The following is an 18121-nucleotide window of genomic DNA, read 5'->3' as shown; positions in this document are numbered from 1 at the left end:
GGTGCTGACGATGAGAATGCCAGCCAATCTAAAAACCCTCGCCCTGCCGCTGTTCGTCTGGCTGGCGTTCTTCGCGGTCGATGCCCACGCGGCCATCGACAACGCCGGCGTGTTCGATAGCGTGCTGGATCGCTACCAGGCCGCCGCGAGCGGCTGGGCCGGTGTCATCACCACGGCCGCAACCTGGCTCTTCTGGACGCTGGTTGTGATCTCGATGGTCTGGACGTTCGGCATGATGGCCTTGCGCAAGGCCGACATTGGCGAGTTCTTCGCGGAGTTCGTCCGCTTCACGATCTTTACCGGCTTCTTCTGGTGGGCGCTAACCAACGGCCCTAACTTCGCCTCGTCCATCTATGCGTCGTTGCGGCAGCTCGCCGGCAACGCGACGGGCCTGGGCAATGCTCTGTCGCCCTCGGGCATCGTGGACGTGGGCTTTGCGATCTTCGACAAGGTGATGGATCAGTCCTCGGTGTGGTCGCCGGTGGACAGCATGGCCGGCATCCTCATGGCCGTGGCGATCCTGGTCATCCTGGCCCTGGTCGGTGTGAATATGCTTCTGCTGCTCGCGTCGGGCTGGGTGCTCGCCTACGGCGGCGTGTTCTTCCTCGGCTTCGGTGGTTCGCGCTGGACTTCCGACATGGCGATCAACTACTACAAGGTCGTCCTGGGCGTGGCCGCGCAGCTCTTCGCAATGGTGCTCCTGGTGGGCATCGGCAAGACCTTCCTCGATGACTACTACTCGCGCATGAGCGCCGGCATCAGCCTCAAGGAAATGGGCGTGATGCTGATCGTCGTCATCATCCTCTTGGCGTTGGTCAACAAGATTCCGCCGCTCATCGCCGGGATCATCACCGGCGCGAGCGTGGGCGGTGCCGGCATCGGCCAGTTCGGTGCAGGTGCTGCGTTGGGTGCCGCAGGCATGGCAGCAGCAGCGGCCGCGACCGGCGGCGCCGCTCTGGCCGCCGGCGCAGCCTCGGCCGCCGGTGGTGCCTCTGCCGTCATGGCCGCCTTCTCGAAGGCCAATGAGAACGTGTCGGCAGGCACGGACGTTATGTCGGCCTTCTCGGGCGGCGGCAGCTCGGGCGGCGGTGCGGGCGGCGGCGGCGACGCCGGCACCGGCAGCACGCCCTTCGCTCAGGCTGCGGGCTTTAGCGGCAGCTCCGGCGGTGGCTCTTCGTCGGGTGGCGGCAGCCCCTCGACCGGCAGCAGCTCGGGCAGCTCGAAGGGCGGCGATAAGGGCGGCGGCAAAGCCGACGCCGGCGGCCAGGGCAGCAGCTCGACGGCCAGCACCGGCAGCAGTGCCGACAAGGCCGCCAAGAACGAACCCAAGCCCGCCGGCGGGGCAGGGCAAGGGCAGCAGGCCGCACCGGGCAGCACCGGCCCCGGCTTGCTCGCATCGGCCGCATCGGCCCTCGGCACGGCCGGCCGCATCGCCGCCGACGCCGGCGCGAACTTGGCGAAGGGAACCGCCGATGTTGCCAAGGCCAAAGCCGCGAGCCTGCGCGAAGCCGCAGCCGAGCGGATCGCCGACACCACTGGCGGAAAGATCGCCGCCGCGATCAAGGCGCAAGGAAGCGGCACGGCCGAGAACATCGACGTGCCCGACCAGCAGCCCGCGCCGAGCTTCGGCGACAACAGCCTGGCAGGCGGCCCTGCCGATGCCGATCCCGAGTCCGAAGTAGCTGCGTTCGCCAACCGCGAGCAAGGCCGCGACGGCACAACTGCGTAACCAAGGAGAGTCCAACCATGAAGAAGAAACTGTTTGCCCTGGCCGCCCTCGTGGCAGCCCTCGGATCGACCGCCGGCACGGCCAGCGCGCAAGACGTGCTGACCGGCGACACGCGCCTGGCCTGCGAGGCGATCCTGTGCCTGTCGTCGGGCACGCGCCCGAGCGAATGCACGCCGTCGCTGTCGCGGTACTTCAACATCACGAAGCGCAAGCTGTCGGACACGATCCGCGCCCGCCTGAACTTCCTCCAGCTTTGCCCGGTGGCGAGCCAGACGCCGGAAATGCAGTCGCTCGTGTCGGCGATCTCGCGCGGCGCTGGCCGGTGCGACGCGCAGTCGCTGAACTCGACGTTGGTGATGTGGACGGGCGGCTACGACGATGGGCGCACGTACATCAGCAACCAGTTGCCTGACTACTGCGGGGCCTACACCGGCCACGCCTACACCGACTTCGCCAGCAGCGGCACGCTGCCGCGCTATGTCGGGACGCCAGAGCGGGGCGGGTATTGGGTCGAAGCGCGCGACTATGACCGCGCCTTGGCCGAGTACAACGAACGCATCCGGCGCGAGGACGAAGAGCGCCGCCGTCAGTCCTGGCTGAACTGAGGGAGGGGAGGGCATGCCGTTCTTCGCCGATCTGCCGCCGCAGCTCCAGGAGCGCGTCGTCTGCTCGATCTCGGCCGCCGTCAAGTACGAGGTGCCGGTCAACATCGTGTTGGCCGTCGCCGAGAAAGAGGGCGGCAAGCCGGGCCAGTGGGTGCGCAACTCGAATGGCACGCATGACGTTGGCCCGATGCAGTTCAACACCGCGTACCTGGGCGACCTGGCCCGATACGGCATCACGGCGAACGATGTGGCGGCTGCCGGCTGCTACTCGTTCGACCTGGCCGCCTGGCGGCTGCGGATGCACATCCGCAACGACAAGGGCGACCTCTGGACGAAGGCGGCGAACTACCACTCGCGCACGCCGCAGTACAACGCGGTGTACCGGGCCGACTTGATGCGCAAGGCGTCGAAGTGGGCCGATTGGCTCGAAGCTCGGTTCGTCACGCTTGACGTGACGAAGGCCGGGGCCACGCCCTCGACGCCCAGCCAGCCCGCGACGGTGGCCCAGCGGGCGACGCCGGCGGCCAGGCCGGCACCAGCACCCCAGCAGGCCGCCCCAGCGGCCGCAGCAGCTCGCAGCGTGTCGGTGGCCGGCTACGTGCCCCGCACGGTGTCTTTCAACACTTCACGCGAGGGGTCGGCCGAGTAGGCCGGCTCTTCCGATTTAGCGGCTAAACATGGACAAATTCCACGCCTTCATGATGCGGTACACGCTGGGCGTCGGCCGGTTGCTTCAAGCCTATTGCAAGTGGGCGGAAGGGCAGGCCAAGAACCAGCTCGATTTGCTTCTGCTGGGCCTCGGCCCGATCTTCGCCTTGGGCCTTCTGCTGTGGGCGCTGCCGGCGTGGATCGGCAAGCCCATCGCCTTCGTGCTCTCACTGCCAGCGCTCTACATCATCTTCCTGGTGCTGCGCGCCTACGCGATTCGCGGGGGCCGGCGCTGATGAAGGCCCTGCGGATTCCTGATGGAACCGTCGAAGCGTTGAAGTGGCTCGCACTGGTTCTCATGACCGGCGATCACGTCAACAAGTACCTGTTCAACGCGACGCTGCCGGTGCTGTTCGAGGCCGGCCGCGTGGCGCTCCCCCTTTTCGTGTTCGTCCTGGCCTACAACCTGGCCCGGCCGGGCACGCTCGAACGCGGCGTGTACGGCCGCACCATGTCGCGCCTGGCGATGTTCGGCGCGCTGGCCTCCGTGCCCTTCGTGGCCCTCGGCGGCCTGTACGCCGGTTGGTGGCCGCTCAACGTGATGTTCACGCTGCTGGTCGTCACGGCCACGGCTTACCTGGTCGAACGTGGCGGCAAGCTGCACCTGGCGGCCGCCGGCGTGGTGTTCCTGGTCGGCGGCAGCTCGGTCGAATATTGGTGGCCGGCCGTGGCTTTCGGCCTGGCGGTGTGGTCGTACACGCGCCGGCCGAGCTGGGCCGCCGCGGCGGTCGCGGTGCTGGCCTGCGCGGCCCTGTGGTTCGTCAATCGCAACCTGTGGGCCTTGGCAGCCCTGCCGGTGCTCTTCCTGGCCTCGCGGGTGGATGTGCGCGTGCCGCGCCTGCGCTGGGCCTTCTACGCCTATTACCCGCTGCACCTGGCCTCGCTCTGGTTGATCCGCATCCCCATGAGCAAGGCCGGCTACCTGTTCTTCTGATTGGAGTCCTGCCCCATGCGAAAACCCGTTCTTCTGGCCCTCTCTCTGGCGTTCCTGGTCAGCGCGCAAAGCGCACTGGCCGCCGGCGACGCCGGCAACTTCGGCACGCCGATCAAGTCCGGCGTATCGGTGTCCTTCCCCGACAGCAGCGCGACATTCCAGCCGACGCCAGAGGCCCTGGAGCTGCTGGCCGACGCTAGGAATGCGGCGATCATCTACATCAGCGGGCGCACCAGCACACTACGGCCCAGCGCGGCCGATGAGGCCCTTGCACTACGCCGTGCGCTCTCGGCCAGGTCGTACTTGGTGGCGCGCGGCGTCTCGCCGCTCAAGATCATGGTGAACTTCGCATCGGCCGCCGATTTCGTGGCAGACAACTCGACGGCCGAGGGCCGGCGCGAGAACCAGCGCGTGGACATTGAGGTGGTCTACATCCCCACCTACTGAGCGATCCGGCATCGCCATTCCTGGCGGTGCTGCAGGTCGCTCCAGCAGCTTCGCATCGTCGGCTCTGACGATGCAGGCCCGGCCGGCTTCCCTTGACAGCATCGCCATTTCTGACGATGCTGGCCAAGTCCCGATTTACTCCAGGAAGAAGGCCATGAGATACCCCGGCGGCAAGGGCGGTGCCGGCGTCTACCAGACGATCATCAACAACATCCCGCCTCACGACACGTACATCGAAACGCACCTGGGCGGCGGCAACATCCTGGAGCGCAAGCGGCCCGCTGCCCGCAGCGTCGGCATCGACGTTGATCCCGAGGTGATCGAGGTCTGGCAGCAGCTCGACGTGCCCGGCCTGGAGCTGCACCACGGCGACGCCGTGGCCTGGCTGGAGTCCCACCAGTTCACCGGCTCCGAGTTCGTCTACGCCGATCCGCCCTACGTGATGGACAGCCGGCGCGGCGGCAAGCTATACCGCCACGAATACGACGACGCCGACCACGTGCGGCTGCTCGACGTGCTGGCCGGCTTGCCGTGCGCGGTGATGGTGTCGGGCTACAGCTCAACGATCTATGACAGCTCTCCCTTGGCGTCATGGAGAACCATCGACTTCAACGCGATGACGCGCGGCGGCATCGCTATCGAACGGCTGTGGATGAACTACCCCGAGCCGGCCGAGCTGCACGATCTGCGCTACCTCGGCAGCAACTTCCGCGAGCGCGAGCGCATCAAGCGGAAGAAAGCCCGCTGGCAAGCGAAGCTCGCCAAGCTCGATCCGCTGGAGCGGGCGGCGATCATGGAATGCCTGCGCGAGCTGGAGGCGGCCGAGTAGGTCACGCCTGCGCCTGGTTGTGCAGCGCCCATACGCGCTTGACCTGGCTTTCACTGCACCCGGCCAGCCTGGCCGTCTCTGGAATGCTGTGGCCTGCGCTGCGCAGCGCCACGATGCGTTCATGCACCTTTGTGTTGGCCTTGCGGCCGGTGTAGCGGCCGGCGTCCTTCGCCAGCTCGACGCCCTGCCGCTGCCGCTCGCGGCGATCCTCGTAGTCGTCGCGGGCCATCTGCAACGCCAGCTTCAAAAGCATGTCCTGGATCGACTCCAGCACCACCTTTGCCACGCCCTTCGCCTCGGCGGCCAGGTCGGATAGATCGACCACGCCAGGGACAGCCAGGCGCGCGCCCTGGGCGCGGATCGAGGCCACGAGGCGTTCGGCCTCGGGCAGCGGCAGGCGGCTGATGCGGTCGATCTTCTCCGCAACGACGACTTCACCGGGTTGCAGGTCGCCGATCATGCGCAGCAGCTCGGCGCGATCGGCGCGAGCGCCCGAAGCCTTCTCGCGGTAGATGCCGGCGACGTAGAAGCCGGCGGCCCTGGTGCTCTCCACGATGGCGGCCTGCCTGGTCAAGTCCTGCTCGTCGGTGCTGACGCGCAAGTAGATGCGCGCGACCTTGAAAGCGACGCCGGCGGCCTGGTGCTCGGTCGGCGTCCGCATGATGCGGTCGGCACCTTCGACCAGGCCATCGCCGCCGACGCGCAGCGGTGGCGTCTTGGCGAGCGCCTGGCGCGCTGCGCGTGACTGGCGCGGCATGGCCGCAATCTGTGTTTCCTGGGCGGTGCGCGGCGTGATGATCGCGCTGCGCTTCGCCTTGGTCTTGCCTGGGAAGTAGCCGTTGCGGCTGGTCATGGGTTCCTCCGGTCATTTTGGGTATACGCAAAGTGTCCGGTCATGCTACCCCCGGCCAAAAAGGCCGTCATGCGATTTATCTTGGCCGGGTCGTTATTGGCGGGTCTAAATGGCCGCTCCGTGGATCTCATCGCCAGAAATGGCGATGCGAGATCCAGGGCAGGGCGGCCGCCATCGTCAGACCTGGCGATGGTCGACGCCGGCGCGCATCGTCGGATGTGGCGATGCGAGCTCGAGGTCGGTGGCCACCGCCGGCGACCTGGTGCCATCGTCGGCAATGGCGATGCTGCAGCTCGACGTGCGCGGCCTGGTCGTCTCGGCATCGTCGGATGCGGCGATGCTCGAGCGAGGCGAAAAAAAACCGCCTCGGGGTGTCCGAGGCGGCAAGTCTGCATGCGGTTCAGGGAGGAAGAAACCGCGCCGGCGATCAGGGAGGAAAACCGCGCGGCCTGATGTGCAGCTCGGCCACTTTAGCCGGATTTTTCGACTTATCCGATGCGAGCGGCCCGCCGTGGGCGCTGCTCGATCTGCTGTTGCTTTTTCTCGACGTGCTTCTGCTCCTGGTGCTGCTGCTCGTCGCGCTGCACCTGGCTGATGGCCGCGCCGATCTGCCGCTTCACGCCCTCGATGCCCAGCTCGCTCTTGTGCGCCAAGTCGTTGAAGTCGGTGTGCTGCTTCATCGTGGACAGCGCCGCGATCTGCGCGCCGCTCAACATCGACGCCTTGAGCTTGGCCGCCTCGTCGCCGGCCAGCTCGACCTTGCCGGCGGCGGCGTCGGCAAGGCGCTGCTCGGCGCGCAGGTGGGTCTTGAAGCTGTCGGGCGTGATGGCGGGCAAGTCGCGCGGGTAGGTGTTCTCGGCCGGCGCGAAGATCGGGAAGATCGCCTTGCCGCCCACGGCCTGGGCGGCCGCCTCGGCCTTCTCCCGGCCGGGGTTGTTGCCGTGGGTCATGACCAGGTGCCGGTCGTCGTCGCCGGCGATGATGATCGGCTTGTCCGGGAACTTGGCGTGCAGCGCCTTCGCCACGGCCTCAAGGTTGCCGCTGTCGAAGGCGGCGACCGTGGCGTGGCCCACGGCCTCGGCCACCTGGGCCGCCGTGGCGTAGCCCTCCGAGATCACCAGCGCCGGCGCGGCCGCCAGGGCGTCCATGCCGCCGACCGGGTGGAAGCATCCTTCCTTCTTCGAGTCCTTGGCGAACCGCTTAGTGCCGTCCTCCTGGATGTATTGCATCGTCCATTGCTTGCCCTCTGCGTCGAAGGCCGGGATGTAGGTCTTCTGGCCTTCGCGGTCGGTCATCACGCCGGCCTGCGCCTGGATGCCTTTGGCTTGCAGGTAGGGCGTCGGCTGCTCGATGGGCACGAGGTCGGCCATCTGCCGACCGACGCGCTGCGCGGTGGCCTCCTGGGCCTTGTCCTGCTCGACGGCTCGCTGTGCCAGCTTCTCGGCCGCCTCGGCCTGGAGCTTGGCCTTCTCCTGGTCGCTCAAGGCGTAGCCCTTGCTCTTCCAGGTAATGTCCGTGCCGGTCTTGTTGTTGATGATCCGCCCGGCCGGGTGCCCGTCCAGGTGGCCCACGTAGAAGCCATCGAGCGCGCCCTTCTTGCCGCCCTCGACCGGCACGCGGTGCCGCTTGCCATCCATGATCGGGTGATCGCCCTGGGCGTTGCTGCCGGTGAACAGGCCGGCGCTGCGCATGGCCTCGGCGAACTCTTCCCTTGGCGTCATCGCTGGCCCTTGCTGGGCCTGCACGTTCTCGGGCTTCCAGCGTTCGAGCTTCGCCGCGTCGGCGCGCGGGCCGACATACCAGGACTTCGCGGCCTTGTCCCAAAGCGCGCCGGCGGCCTTGGCCGCGTTGCGCTGCTCGTAGGGCACGGCCAGGTACTGGCGGGCCTGCTGGGCCTGCTGCGCGGGCTTCTGCGCCTCGCCCTGGGCTTCGGGTGCCGGCTGGGCCGAACGCGGCTCTACGGCCGCTGTAGCGGCTCCCTGCGCCCATTTGGCGAAGGGAGCGGCATCGGTGCCCGGCGGCACGTACCAGGACTGTTGCTGCCGATCCCAACGCGCCCCGAGGCTCTTGGCCTCGTCCTTCTCCTTGTACGGCACGTTGATGTACTGCCGTTCGGGCTTCTCGGCCTGCGGCTGCGCCTGCTGCCGCTCGCGTTCCTGGCGCTCCAGCTCGGCCGCGCGGCGCTGCGCGTCGCTGTCGTTGAGCATGGCCGACGCCTCGGCGGTCTTGCGTGCCTCTTTAGCGGCTGAAATGTCCTCTTCGGTCGCGTTGGGGTCGCGCCGTACACGCTCTTCCTGCACGCGGGCCAGCTTGGCGGCGCGCTCGTGCTGGTTGTCGGTGCCCAGCGCATCGACCAGGTGCAGGCGCTCGGTCAGAGCCTCGGCCTGGCCCTCGGTGCGGGTGCCGGCGACGAAGGCAAAGGCGTCCTCGCCGAACTGCGCATCGGCCTTGCGCGCGTAGACCTGGAACGCCTGCGGCTCGATGCCGGCCTGGGCGGCATCGACGGTCTGGCCGTCCTGCTCGGCCACGCCGACGATGCGCAGCTCTCCGCTCCAGTCGGGCGGCAGCTCAACGCCAAGGTGTTGACGGGTCGCGTCGGCGAACGCCTGGCCGTCGATCTCGCCGGCGGCGAGCTGCCGGCGCGCGGCGGCGGCCTGCTCGATGCCCTGCACCGCGTCGGCAGGATGGGCGGCCAGCAGGGCGGCCGCCTGGTCGTTGGTCGGTGGGGTCATGTTCGCCTCCTGGTCTGCGACGGCCGCTTGCTGCTGGGTCAGCGCCGGCAGGGCCATCAACTGGTCGGGCGCGTAGTTGTTCAGCTCGTCCAGGCTGCGAACCTGGTGGGGTTCACCGTCCTGGTCGTGGAACGCAAAGATGCGCTGGCCGTCGCTCCACCTGGCTTCGGCGTCGATGCTCGACACGATCTGTTCGCCGTGCTGCTGGAGCTGCTGCGCGAGGTGGAGCTGTTCGGCCATGTTGGCGAACTCTTGCGCCAAGCCCTTGCGCTCCAGGTAGGCGTTGTCGGTGTCGGTGTGGCTCGGGTCGATGCCGAACACCGGCGACAGCCGGTCATGCGCGACCGCGTAGAACTGCTCGGGATCGGTGCCGGTGATGCTGCCCACGGTTTCGAGGCCACGGCTGCGCAAGGCGTCTTCCAGGGTGTCGCCCTGGAATGCCTGGTAGTGGCTGAAAGACACGTCCGGGTTGTCCAGGACTTCGGCAATGTCCACGGCCAGGGCCTGGGCCACGGCTTCGTCCTGGGCCTGGCTCTGCTGCTGGTCTTGCTCCTGAACCTGCTTCTGCTCGAAGGCCAGCACGTAGTCGTGAATCTTCTCGGCATCGGCGGCCGCGCGGAACACCTCCAGCGGCTCGTCTTGCAGCGCCTTGATCCACGAACCCACATAGGCGGCGTGCTGGCCCGGATCGTGGCCGATGCCCAGCTCGTCGCCGACGATCATGGAAGCGATTTCGGCGCGCAGCTCTTCCTTGGCGTACCCCTCGCTCCCGAACGGGTGCGCCAGGTCGCGGTCAAGGCGCGAAGCGTGGCCCGTCCAGTGGCCCAGCTCGTGCAGCGCGGTCGCGTAGTAGCGGTCGGAGCTGGGGAACTGGCCGCGCTCCGGCAGGGTGATGCTGTCGGTCGAAGGGCGGTAGAACGCCCGATCACCGGCGGCGTGGGTGATCGTCGCGCCCGAGGCTTTCAGGATGTGCTCGGCGCGCTCGACGGCGTTCCAAGTCTGTTCCTTCTTCGGCTGGAGCGGCGGCAGGCCGTCGATCTGCTCGCCGTTGAACACGGTCGCAAAGAACACGCGCGGCCGCTCCAGCATGACGGTTTCCTTGACCGGCTGGCCCTTCGCATCGAGGACGGGCCGGCCGCTGTCGTCCAGCTTGTCTTGCTCTTCGCTGAACTTCCAGTATTGAACCGGCGTGCCTTTCTCGCCCTTGCGAACCTGCGCGCCCACGGCGGCGGCCTGCTTGTAGGTCATCCAGCGCGCATCGCTGCGGCCCTGGGCCATCAGGTGGATGGCGTTGATCCCTTTGTACCGCTTGCCGGTGGTCGGGTTCATCGGCAGGTAGGCGTTGGGTTCGCCCGGCTCCCACGGCTTTTGCCACGGTGCGGTGCCGGCCTTGAGCTGCTCGATCAGCTTTTCGGCCACGACTTCGTGAAACGGCTTCTTCGGCTCCATGTTCTCGTCCCTTCGGAATAGCTCGTTGAACTGAGGGAAGTTCTGCTGTGTCCGGGAACGGTCGCGCAGGCCCTGGGCGACCATGCACACGATGTTGTGCAGGTCGTCGGCCTGCATGGGCCGCACGCGGGCGATGCAGGTTTCCGTGAATGACTGTTGGCCGCGCTGCTGCACCTGGTCGGCGACCTGGTGCTGGCTCGGCTCGATGCCCTCGCAGTGCAGGGCAAACACTTCCTCGGCGCGCACGTCCAGGGACTGGCCGGCATAGCGCCGGTTCACGTCATCCCATAGCGGCTTGAGGGTGGGTTCGTTGCGGGCGGCCGCCAGGCCGTCCAGCAAGGCGCGCTTCTCGCCCGGCGCGAAGGTGTTGGCCCCGTAGTGGCCTAGCACCTCGTGCCGCAGCGTCATCAGTAGGTCGCCGGCGCTCTCGACGTTCTGCAAGGGCACGTCCACGCGGCCACGGTAGGCGCGGCCGGCGTGCAGCGTCTCCTTGGGCACGTAGCCGCCCTTCATGTCGGCCGGCACCTCGGCCGCTCGCGGCCCGTACAGCTCGGCCGCGTCCTCGCGGAACTTGTAGGCCAGCTCCAGCGCGCCGGGGTAGTCGCGGACGAAAGCCCGCGTCACCCCTTGCGCCTCGGCTTTCGTGATCGGCATGGGTCAGCCCTCCGACGCCTTGCGCGCGGCGGCCTGGGCAACCGTCTCGCCGGGCCGCAGGTCGTACAGCTCGCGGGCGTTCGTGGTGGTGATGAACGGCGGGATGTCGGCGCTCGGGCCTTCGTCGTCCAGGAATGCCGGCTCCAGCGCGCCATCGACTTCCACCAGGTCGTCGCCGCTCGCGGCGGCGTCCTGCTCGGACAGCGCGTCCTCCACGAACGCGCCCACGCGCTCGGCTTCGTCGGGGTCGAACTCGACCTGGAAGCCGGGCGTCAGCGCGTCGGCCATCTTCTCGCGCACGGCCTCGCGGCCGGCGGCGTCGTCGTCAACCGGCGGCAGGACGGCCAGCGGCTCGTCGTGGGCGGCGGTGTTGGTGGTGGTTTGCTCGTTCATGGTCGATCTCCTTCGCTGTGGTCATTCGGATGCCGGGCCGTTGCGGCCCTTGCTGTAGTCGGGCCGACCCTTGAGGTCGGGGTAGGTCTGCTTGCATGTGGGGAAGTTGCTGCAACCCCACCAGAATTGCCCCTTCTTCTTGCTCGGCCGGCGCGACAAGCCGCTGCCGCAGGCCATGCACTTGTGAAGGGATGACACCGGCGCGGCTTCCTTGCCGCCGGCGATGGTCACGGCTCCGCTGTTGGCCTTCGCCACCTGGTCGCGGATGAACGTCTCTTGCTTCGTGATGAAGGCGTCCAGGGCGGCCGTGCCCTGCTCGACGCCTTTCAGCATCCGCTCGTAGAGCGCGGTCAGCACCGGGCTTTTCACAACCTCGGGCAGCGCGTCGATGACGCTGCGGCCGAGGGTCGTGCTGATGATCTGCTTGCCTTTGACGGCCAGGAACTCGCGCCGCTTCAACTCGGAAATGATCGACGCACGGGTGGCCGACGTGCCGATGCCGTCGCCCTCGCGCAGCATCTTCTTGTGCTCGGCATCGCTGACGAACTTGTGGATGTTCTCCATCGCGCGGATCAGCGTGCCCTCGGTAAAGCGCGCTGGCGGCTTCGTCTTGGCGTCCTTGCGGGTGGCGTCCGTGCAGGTCACGGCGTCGCCCTGGGCCATCGACGGCAGGGCCTGCGTGCCGCTGTCGTCGTCCTCGTCCTTCTCGCCTTCCTCGTCGGCCTGGCTGTACACGTCACGCCAGCCGTTGCGCGTGACTACCTTGCCGCTCGCGGCGAAGTTCTCGCCCGCGATCTCGACGCCCACGGTGGTCTGCATGTACTCGTGCAGCGGGTAGAACTGCGCCAGGTAGGCGCGCACGATCAGGTCGTAGATGTTGCGCTCGCGCTCGCTGAGGGCGGCCTTGCTGCCCTTCTGCATGGTCGGCACGATGCCGTGGTGCGCGGTGATCTTCGAGTCGTCCCACGTCTTGGACTTGATACGCGGATCGGCACCATCGACCAGGCCGGCCAGTTCGGGGTTGACGTGCTTGATCGCCTCCAGCACGCGCGGCGCGTCGGCGTGCTGCGACTCCGGCAGGTAGGCGCAGTCGGTGCGCGGGTACGAGGTCAGCTTGTGCGTCTCGTAGAGCGCCTGGCAGGTGTTCAGCACGTCCTCGGCGCTGTAGCCGAACTTGGCCGAGGCCAGTGCCGTAATGTCGGACAGGGCGAAGGCCAGCGGCTGGTTCTGCTTCTTGGCCTCCTGTTTGTACGCGGCGATGGTGCCCGGCTGGCCCTTGACGGCGGCCACCAGGGCGTCGGCGACGGCGGTATCGACAAGGCGGCCTTCGCTGTCCAGACCGGCTTGATCCTCCTTCGCCTTCCATGCGGCGGCGAAGCTGCCGCCGGCGTGCTGCACCACCGCCCGGATGGTGTGGTACGGCACGGCCTTGAATGCCTCGATCTCGCGGTCGCGGGCGACCACGAGGGCCAGCGTCGGCGTCTGCACGCGGCCCACGGTCAGCAGGGCGCGCGAGCCGCCGCGCTGCGCGCGCAGCGTGTACGCGCGGCTGAGGTTCATGCCGATCAGCCAGTCGGCGCGCTGCCGCCCGCGTGCAGCGTCGGCCCAGCCTGCATAGGTGGTGTTCTCCTTCAACGCGGCCAGGCCGCGCTTGACGGAAACGGAGTCCTGCGCGCTCACCCAAAAGCGGCGCACCGGCTTGCTGTTGCGGAAGTGCTCCAGCACTTCGTCAACCAGCAACTGGCCTTCGCGGTCGGGGTCGCCGGCGTTGACGATCTCCTTGGCCTCCTTGAGCAGCTTGCCGATCACGGCGAGCTGCTTCTTCGCGTCGTCCTTGGGCTTGAGAATCCAGCTCTCGGGGATGATGGGCAGCTCATCGACGCGCCAGACCTTCTTGCCGGACTGGCCGCGCGGCACGTCATCGGGCGTGTACTCGTCGGGGTCGGCCTGTTCGAGCATGTGCCCGAAGCACCAGGTCACTTTGTCGGTGCCGCACTCGATGAAGCCGTCGCCCTTGCCGGTCGCGCCCAGCTCGCCGGCGATGGCCTTGGCGACGGACGGCTTTTCTGCGATGAAAAGGCGCATGGTGTGTCTCCCTACCAGGTGATGACCGGACGGATCACGGTCTTGATTTGCGAACGATTGATCGGGCCGAAGTAGCGGCCGTCGAAGGATGTGGCGCTCACGTCCGACATAAGCAGCACCTCGGAATTGCCGAGCGTGTAGCTGTTGGACTGATAGCGCGGCAGCGGCCGACCGGCCTTGTCGGCCTTGATCGGCGCGCTGAGGGGCAGCAGCTCGCCGTTGACGCGCACGCCGTCATCGGCGACGGCGACGGCATCGTCTTTAGCGGCTAAAACGCGCTTCATCATGTAGCCGTAGCCGCCCTGGCAGAAGCCGGCCCCGATGTAGCCCCTCTCCTTGGCGTCATCGAACACGCCGAGCTGCGGCGGGCAGAAGAGGACGTAGGCCCCCTTCTCCACCGGCGCGCTGCTCGTCCAGTACAGGCCGACCGGAATGCTCTTGGTGGTGTTCACGCGGGCACCGGCGGCATAGCCGCCGGCGGCCAGCAGCAGGGCGGCCACGCCCGCGATGACGACGCCTGCCGCGATGCGTTTCAGGATGCGGCTCATATCGTGATGCCCTCCCCTTCCGTCTCGGCCTGTGCGACGGCGCGCAGGCGGTCGCTGACCTTGGGCGCAGGGATCGCGGCGCGTGCCGAGAACACTGGGTCTTTGAAGTACAGGGGTTGCTTGCCGTAGATCGCCGGGTAGCCCGCGACGTAGATCACCATGTCGCCGGCTTCTTCGATCTCGCCCTGGGCGTTCTTCTTTGGCCCCGGCATGCGCAGGCATTCGTCGGGCGTCAGCAAGGGCCGCTGCACTTCCTGGTAAGTGCGCGACACCTGGCCCAGCATCGCCGCCGTGCGGCGGCCGCTGGTCGTGATCTGCTCCTTCACCACGGTGGTCTGCCCGGTGAGGCGGGACAGGTGTTCGGCCGTCTCGACGCGGTTGGGCGGGTAGGCGTTCTGCACGTGGCAGTTCGACGTGATGCTTTCGTCGTGGCCGTAGCCCGTCTCGCGGCTCTTGAGCTGGTTAATGTCCTGGCAGATGAGGTAGCACTTGATGCCGTAGCCGGCCACGAAGGCCAGCGACTCTTGCATGATCTCCAGCTTCCCGAGGCTCGGGAACTCGTCCAGCATCATCAAGAGCCGGTGCTTGTAGTGCGCCACCGGCCGGCCGCCCTCGAAGTCCATCTTGTCGGCCAGCAGGCGCACGATCATGTTCACCATGACGCGCACCAGCGGCCGCAGGCGGGCCTTATCGTTGGGCTGGGTGACAATGTAGAGGCTTACCGGGTCGTCCTCGTGCATCAACTGCTTGATGCGGAAGTCCGACCGGCTGACGTTGCGGGCCACCACGGGGTCGCGGTACAGGGCCAGGTACGACTTGGCCGTGGACAGCACCGATCCGGCTTCTTCCTCGGGCCGATCCATCATGTCGCGGGCCGCCGAGCCGATGGCGTGATGGTTCTGGCCGTCTACGTGCCCGTAGGTCGCCATTTCCATCCAAAGCTCGCCAATGTCCCGGTTCGGGTCGGCCAGCATCGCATCGACGGACGGCAGCGTGGCGGTGCCGCCATCGTCCTTGGCCTTGTACAGCGCGTGCAGGATCACGCCGACCAGGAGCGCGAAGGCGGTCTTCTGCCAGTGCGAGTCCAGGCCCTTGCCGTCCGGGTCAACGATCAGCGTGGCAAGGTTCTGCACGTCACCCACCTCGTATTCGGTGCCGAGGCGGATTTCGTCCAGCGGATTCCAGCAGACGCCGCCCGAGGTGCTGGCCGGCTCGAAGCGCAGCACCTTGTTCTTGGCGTGCTTCTGCCGCCAGCCGGCGGTCAAGGCCCACAACTCGCCCTTCAAGTCGGTGATGACGCTGCTCGCGCCCCACGACAGCAGCGTGGGCACCACCAGGCCGACGCCCTTGCCCGAGCGCGTGGGCGCGTAGGTCAGCACGTGCTCGGGGCCGCTGTGCCGCAGGTAGAAGAAATTGCCGTCCTTGTCCTGCCAGCCGCCCACGTACACGCCGGTAGCCGTGGGTGCGGCCTTGCCGGTGACGATCTCCAGGACGTTGCGCTCGCGTGGCAGCAGGCCGGCCGCCTGAATGTCCTTCTTCTCGGCCCAGCGGGCCGAGCCGTGCAGGTACTCGTTCGCCTTCGAGCTGTTGGACGTGACGACCTTCGCCACGGCCACGCCCAGCAGGCCCACGGTCGAAACCAGCATCCCCATGCTGCCGGCCTTCATGATCTCGTCCGGGTACTGGCTGTACCACTTGTACGTCCAGTGCAGGATCGACCAGGGCGCGTACACGTGGCCCACGTTGGGGCCGAGGGTCGCGTGATAGGCGAACGTGTGGGCGAAGAACTGCGTCGCGGCCTGGAGGCCGCCGACCATCGAGGCCGCGCCCAGCACCGGCAGCAGCTTGCTCGGCTTCGGTTTGGCGGTTCGGACTTGCGGCCCTACCGCGTTGTTCATCTTGATCTTCATCTACTCCTTCCTTTCGACGTTTTGATGGAGCCTTTCGCGGTGATCGAGACGGCATCGCCGACCGCGATGCGCGTCAAGCGCCGGGCCGTGGCCTGGTCGATGGGCATAACCATGACCTCATCACCTCGTTTCAAGAGGGCCAGCGCCTGGCCCTCGATAGTCCTGGTGCCCTGGAACGTGAGCGCACCATCACCGGCAGTATATCGGGAATGCTTCGGTATATCGAAACCTTTTAGGCGCTTTGCCTCGCGTTCGGCGATGTACTTGTCGGCGGCGGCGACGCCCGGCGGCGTCTGGCCTACTCCTGTTCCTGGCCGAGAAATTCCCCGTCGCAGTGCGTGATCTGGTTGGGTTCCTTGCTGCTCCACGTGACGAGGAACATCACGCGGCAATAGCACTTCACTTCCGCCGGCGATGCGAACCACACCGAGTTCGGACAGTGCTCGCAAACGGTGCTGGCTTTGGGGCGGCGGTTTTCTTCCAAGGCGTCCAACGTCGGGCTTCCGGTGGACGGTGGCGGCGTGAAGGCCGGCGTCGGCGCGGTCGCCTCGGCCGGCGGCTGGCCGGCCGTCGCCTGCTCGGGCGACGGCTGCGGCTCCGGTAGCGTGCTGGTCGGCAGCGGGCCGCTGTCCAGGGCCGCCAGCGCCGCGTCCAGTTCGTCCTCGATGCTCTGGTCTTTCGGTTCGCTCATGGGTGTTCTCCTTGTTCAAAAGCGCCTGCCGCCGGCTCTCAAGAGCCGGATCGGTGAAGGTGATGGGTAGCTGGGAATCGACGGCGGCGCGGATCATCTGCGCCTTGAACTCCACCGTGCCGTTGACGGTGATGCGGTTGCCGTAGCGTTGCATCGCCAGGCGCAGGGCTTCTTGCAGCCCTTCGCGCGTGGCCTCGCGGGAGACTTGCAGGCGGTCACCGTCATCGCGCACGGCGCTCATGCCGGCGCGGAAGATGATCGTCCCCTTCTTCGTGATGTTGTCCACCGCCGGCGCGTGGCCGGGCTTCGCCTGGCCCTCGCCCCGGATGGTGTTGCCCTTGAGGCCCTGGGCCGCCTCGCGGGCGCGCAGGGCGGCCAGGGCGTCGGCGCCGCCGTGCTGCGCCTCCTTCTTGAGCCAGTCGGCCCACGTGCGCCGGCTGTGCTCGGCGTAGAGGGCCGTGCGCTCCTGCTGGAACTGCTTGTTGATCGCCTGGAGTTCGCTGCGCAGGGCCTTGCTCGCCTGGGCGTACAGCAGCTTCTTGTTCGCGCGGCCCTCGCCGACCACCTTAATCGTGGCGCGGCGCAGGCGGTTCGACCTCTTGGCCGCCTCGATCAGCCGATCCTTGCGATGCCGGGCGCGCTCCAGGGCCTGGGCGCGCGCCGTGGTCAAGCTCTGCTGCTCGGCCTTGTACTTCGCGTACAGCTCCACGGTGTTGACGCGAAGGCGGATGGGGTCTTTGCGGTACTGCCGCTTCGCGGTGGTTTGCGCCTGCCGTTCGGGCGAAGCCTCGAACGGGCCAAGCCGCGCCTCCAGGCTCGGCTTGGAAAGGTCGCGGGCTACTGTGCTCGCCTTCACCATCGTTCCGTCGCCGGCCTCGAACACGAGGCCATTGGCGCGGACGCGCAGCTCCATTCCGTTGTCCCGCATGACCTGGTGCAGTTCCTGCCAGGACTGCGCGCCCTTGATCTCGTCCAGGCACTCGCGCTTGATCCAGCCGACCAGGCTTTCAACGCCGGCATGCCGCTCCATGTCGGCGGCCCGGCCCTCCGCGCCGCGCTTGCGCGGCTCGTGGTTGTCGCGCTCCAGGCCGTAGTCGCGCTCCAGGGCCGTGCAGAGTTCCGCCAGCGCCCGGTGCGGGTAGTACGGCTCGTGCATCGTGTGCCGCGTCGGGTGAATCTTGTTGATGGCGATGTGGATGTGCAGGTTGTCGGTGTCGTTGTGGACGGCACTGATTCGCTGATGCTCGCCATAACCCAGCCCGACGCAGATGCGTTCCTCAATCGCGCGCAAGGTGTCGGCGCTGGGCTGCTCGCCGGCCCGGAAGCTGACGATCAGGTGGTAGGTCTTGTCGCCCTTCGCGCGGGTGTTCGTGTGCTGGGTCGCCAGCACCTCCGTGATGGCGTCCTGGATGGAACCGGCTTCGCAGTTCGTCGCCTGCACGTGGCCCAGCCGGTGGTCTTTGCTTTGGGCGTCGGTGATGTAGTTCGCCAGGCCCGCGAAGTCGCTCTTGCCAAGCGAGCGCATCGGCACGTGCTTGGCGATCATGGCCGCCC

14 protein-coding genes are annotated in these 18121 nt (G+C 67.5%); 7 read left to right on the top strand and 7 right to left on the bottom strand.

What is annotated here, in order from left to right:
- Window positions 1-10: 10 nt before the first annotated feature.
- The 7 genes from trbL (at window position 11) to ACIGJC_RS31585 (ending at window position 5252) form a co-directional block, all read left to right on the top strand.
- The gene (gene trbL, locus ACIGJC_RS31615) at window positions 11-1729 is read left to right on the top strand and encodes a P-type conjugative transfer protein TrbL (RefSeq protein ID WP_011114051.1); all 1719 of its coding nucleotides are present in this window, start codon (window positions 11-13) and stop codon (window positions 1727-1729) included.
- A gap of 17 nt (window positions 1730-1746) precedes the next feature.
- Window positions 1747-2334, top strand: coding sequence for a TrbM/KikA/MpfK family conjugal transfer protein (locus ACIGJC_RS31610; protein ID WP_010890138.1), 588 nt, complete (start codon window positions 1747-1749; stop codon window positions 2332-2334).
- A gap of 13 nt (window positions 2335-2347) precedes the next feature.
- Complete coding sequence (locus ACIGJC_RS31605; protein WP_011114052.1) at window positions 2348-2983, top strand: transglycosylase SLT domain-containing protein; 636 nt, start codon at window positions 2348-2350, stop codon at window positions 2981-2983.
- Window positions 2984-3011: 28 nt separating this feature from the next.
- Entirely contained in the window at window positions 3012-3278 is a 267-nt protein-coding gene (locus tag ACIGJC_RS31600; RefSeq protein WP_010890140.1) for a hypothetical protein, read from the top strand.
- On the top strand, window positions 3278-3976 hold the full coding sequence (locus ACIGJC_RS31595; protein WP_011114053.1) for a TraX family protein: 699 nt from the start codon (window positions 3278-3280) through the stop codon (window positions 3974-3976). The genes ACIGJC_RS31600 and ACIGJC_RS31595 overlap by 1 nt, the downstream gene beginning before the upstream one ends.
- A 15-nt stretch (window positions 3977-3991) precedes the next feature.
- Window positions 3992-4423 (top strand): OmpA family protein, encoded by a 432-nt coding sequence (locus ACIGJC_RS31590; RefSeq protein ID WP_001665065.1) that lies wholly within the window; start codon window positions 3992-3994, stop codon window positions 4421-4423.
- Window positions 4424-4577: 154 nt separating this feature from the next.
- A complete protein-coding gene (locus tag ACIGJC_RS31585) occupies window positions 4578-5252 on the top strand; it encodes a DNA adenine methylase (RefSeq protein WP_011178411.1) in 675 nt (224 codons plus the stop codon).
- 1 nt (window position 5253) lies between these two features.
- On the opposite strand, the gene ACIGJC_RS31580 is transcribed toward ACIGJC_RS31585, so the two are convergent.
- The 7 genes from ACIGJC_RS31580 to traI form a co-directional block, all read right to left on the bottom strand.
- Window positions 5254-6105, bottom strand: coding sequence for a recombinase family protein (locus ACIGJC_RS31580; RefSeq protein ID WP_011296189.1), 852 nt, complete (start codon window positions 6103-6105; stop codon window positions 5254-5256).
- A 488-nt stretch (window positions 6106-6593) separates the two neighbouring features.
- Window positions 6594-10940 (bottom strand): zincin-like metallopeptidase domain-containing protein, encoded by a 4347-nt coding sequence (locus ACIGJC_RS31575; protein ID WP_011114055.1) that lies wholly within the window; start codon window positions 10938-10940, stop codon window positions 6594-6596.
- A gap of 3 nt (window positions 10941-10943) precedes the next feature.
- Window positions 10944-11333, bottom strand: coding sequence for a protein TraD (locus ACIGJC_RS31570; protein WP_006122510.1), 390 nt, complete (start codon window positions 11331-11333; stop codon window positions 10944-10946).
- A gap of 21 nt (window positions 11334-11354) precedes the next feature.
- The gene (locus ACIGJC_RS31565) at window positions 11355-13418 is read right to left on the bottom strand and encodes a DNA topoisomerase III (RefSeq protein WP_011114056.1); all 2064 of its coding nucleotides are present in this window, start codon (window positions 13416-13418) and stop codon (window positions 11355-11357) included.
- 11 nt (window positions 13419-13429) lie between these two features.
- Complete coding sequence (gene traF, locus ACIGJC_RS31560) at window positions 13430-13966, bottom strand: conjugative transfer signal peptidase TraF (protein WP_006122512.1); 537 nt, start codon at window positions 13964-13966, stop codon at window positions 13430-13432.
- Window positions 13963-15876: a type IV secretory system conjugative DNA transfer family protein gene (locus ACIGJC_RS31555; protein WP_000694765.1), complete on the bottom strand. Its 1914-nt coding sequence runs from the start codon at window positions 15874-15876 to the stop codon at window positions 13963-13965. Before ACIGJC_RS31555 ends, traF begins: the two co-directional genes overlap by 4 nt.
- The gene (gene traI, locus ACIGJC_RS31550; protein ID WP_011114057.1) at window positions 15873-18113 is read right to left on the bottom strand and encodes a TraI/MobA(P) family conjugative relaxase; all 2241 of its coding nucleotides are present in this window, start codon (window positions 18111-18113) and stop codon (window positions 15873-15875) included. Before traI ends, ACIGJC_RS31555 begins: the two co-directional genes overlap by 4 nt.
- Window positions 18114-18121 lie beyond the last annotated feature (8 nt).

This window comes from Cupriavidus sp. C3SS-1 (assembly GCF_057073755.1).
The sequence above is the reverse complement of the archived record's forward strand: the minus strand, read 5'-3'. Positions and strand labels throughout refer to the sequence as shown.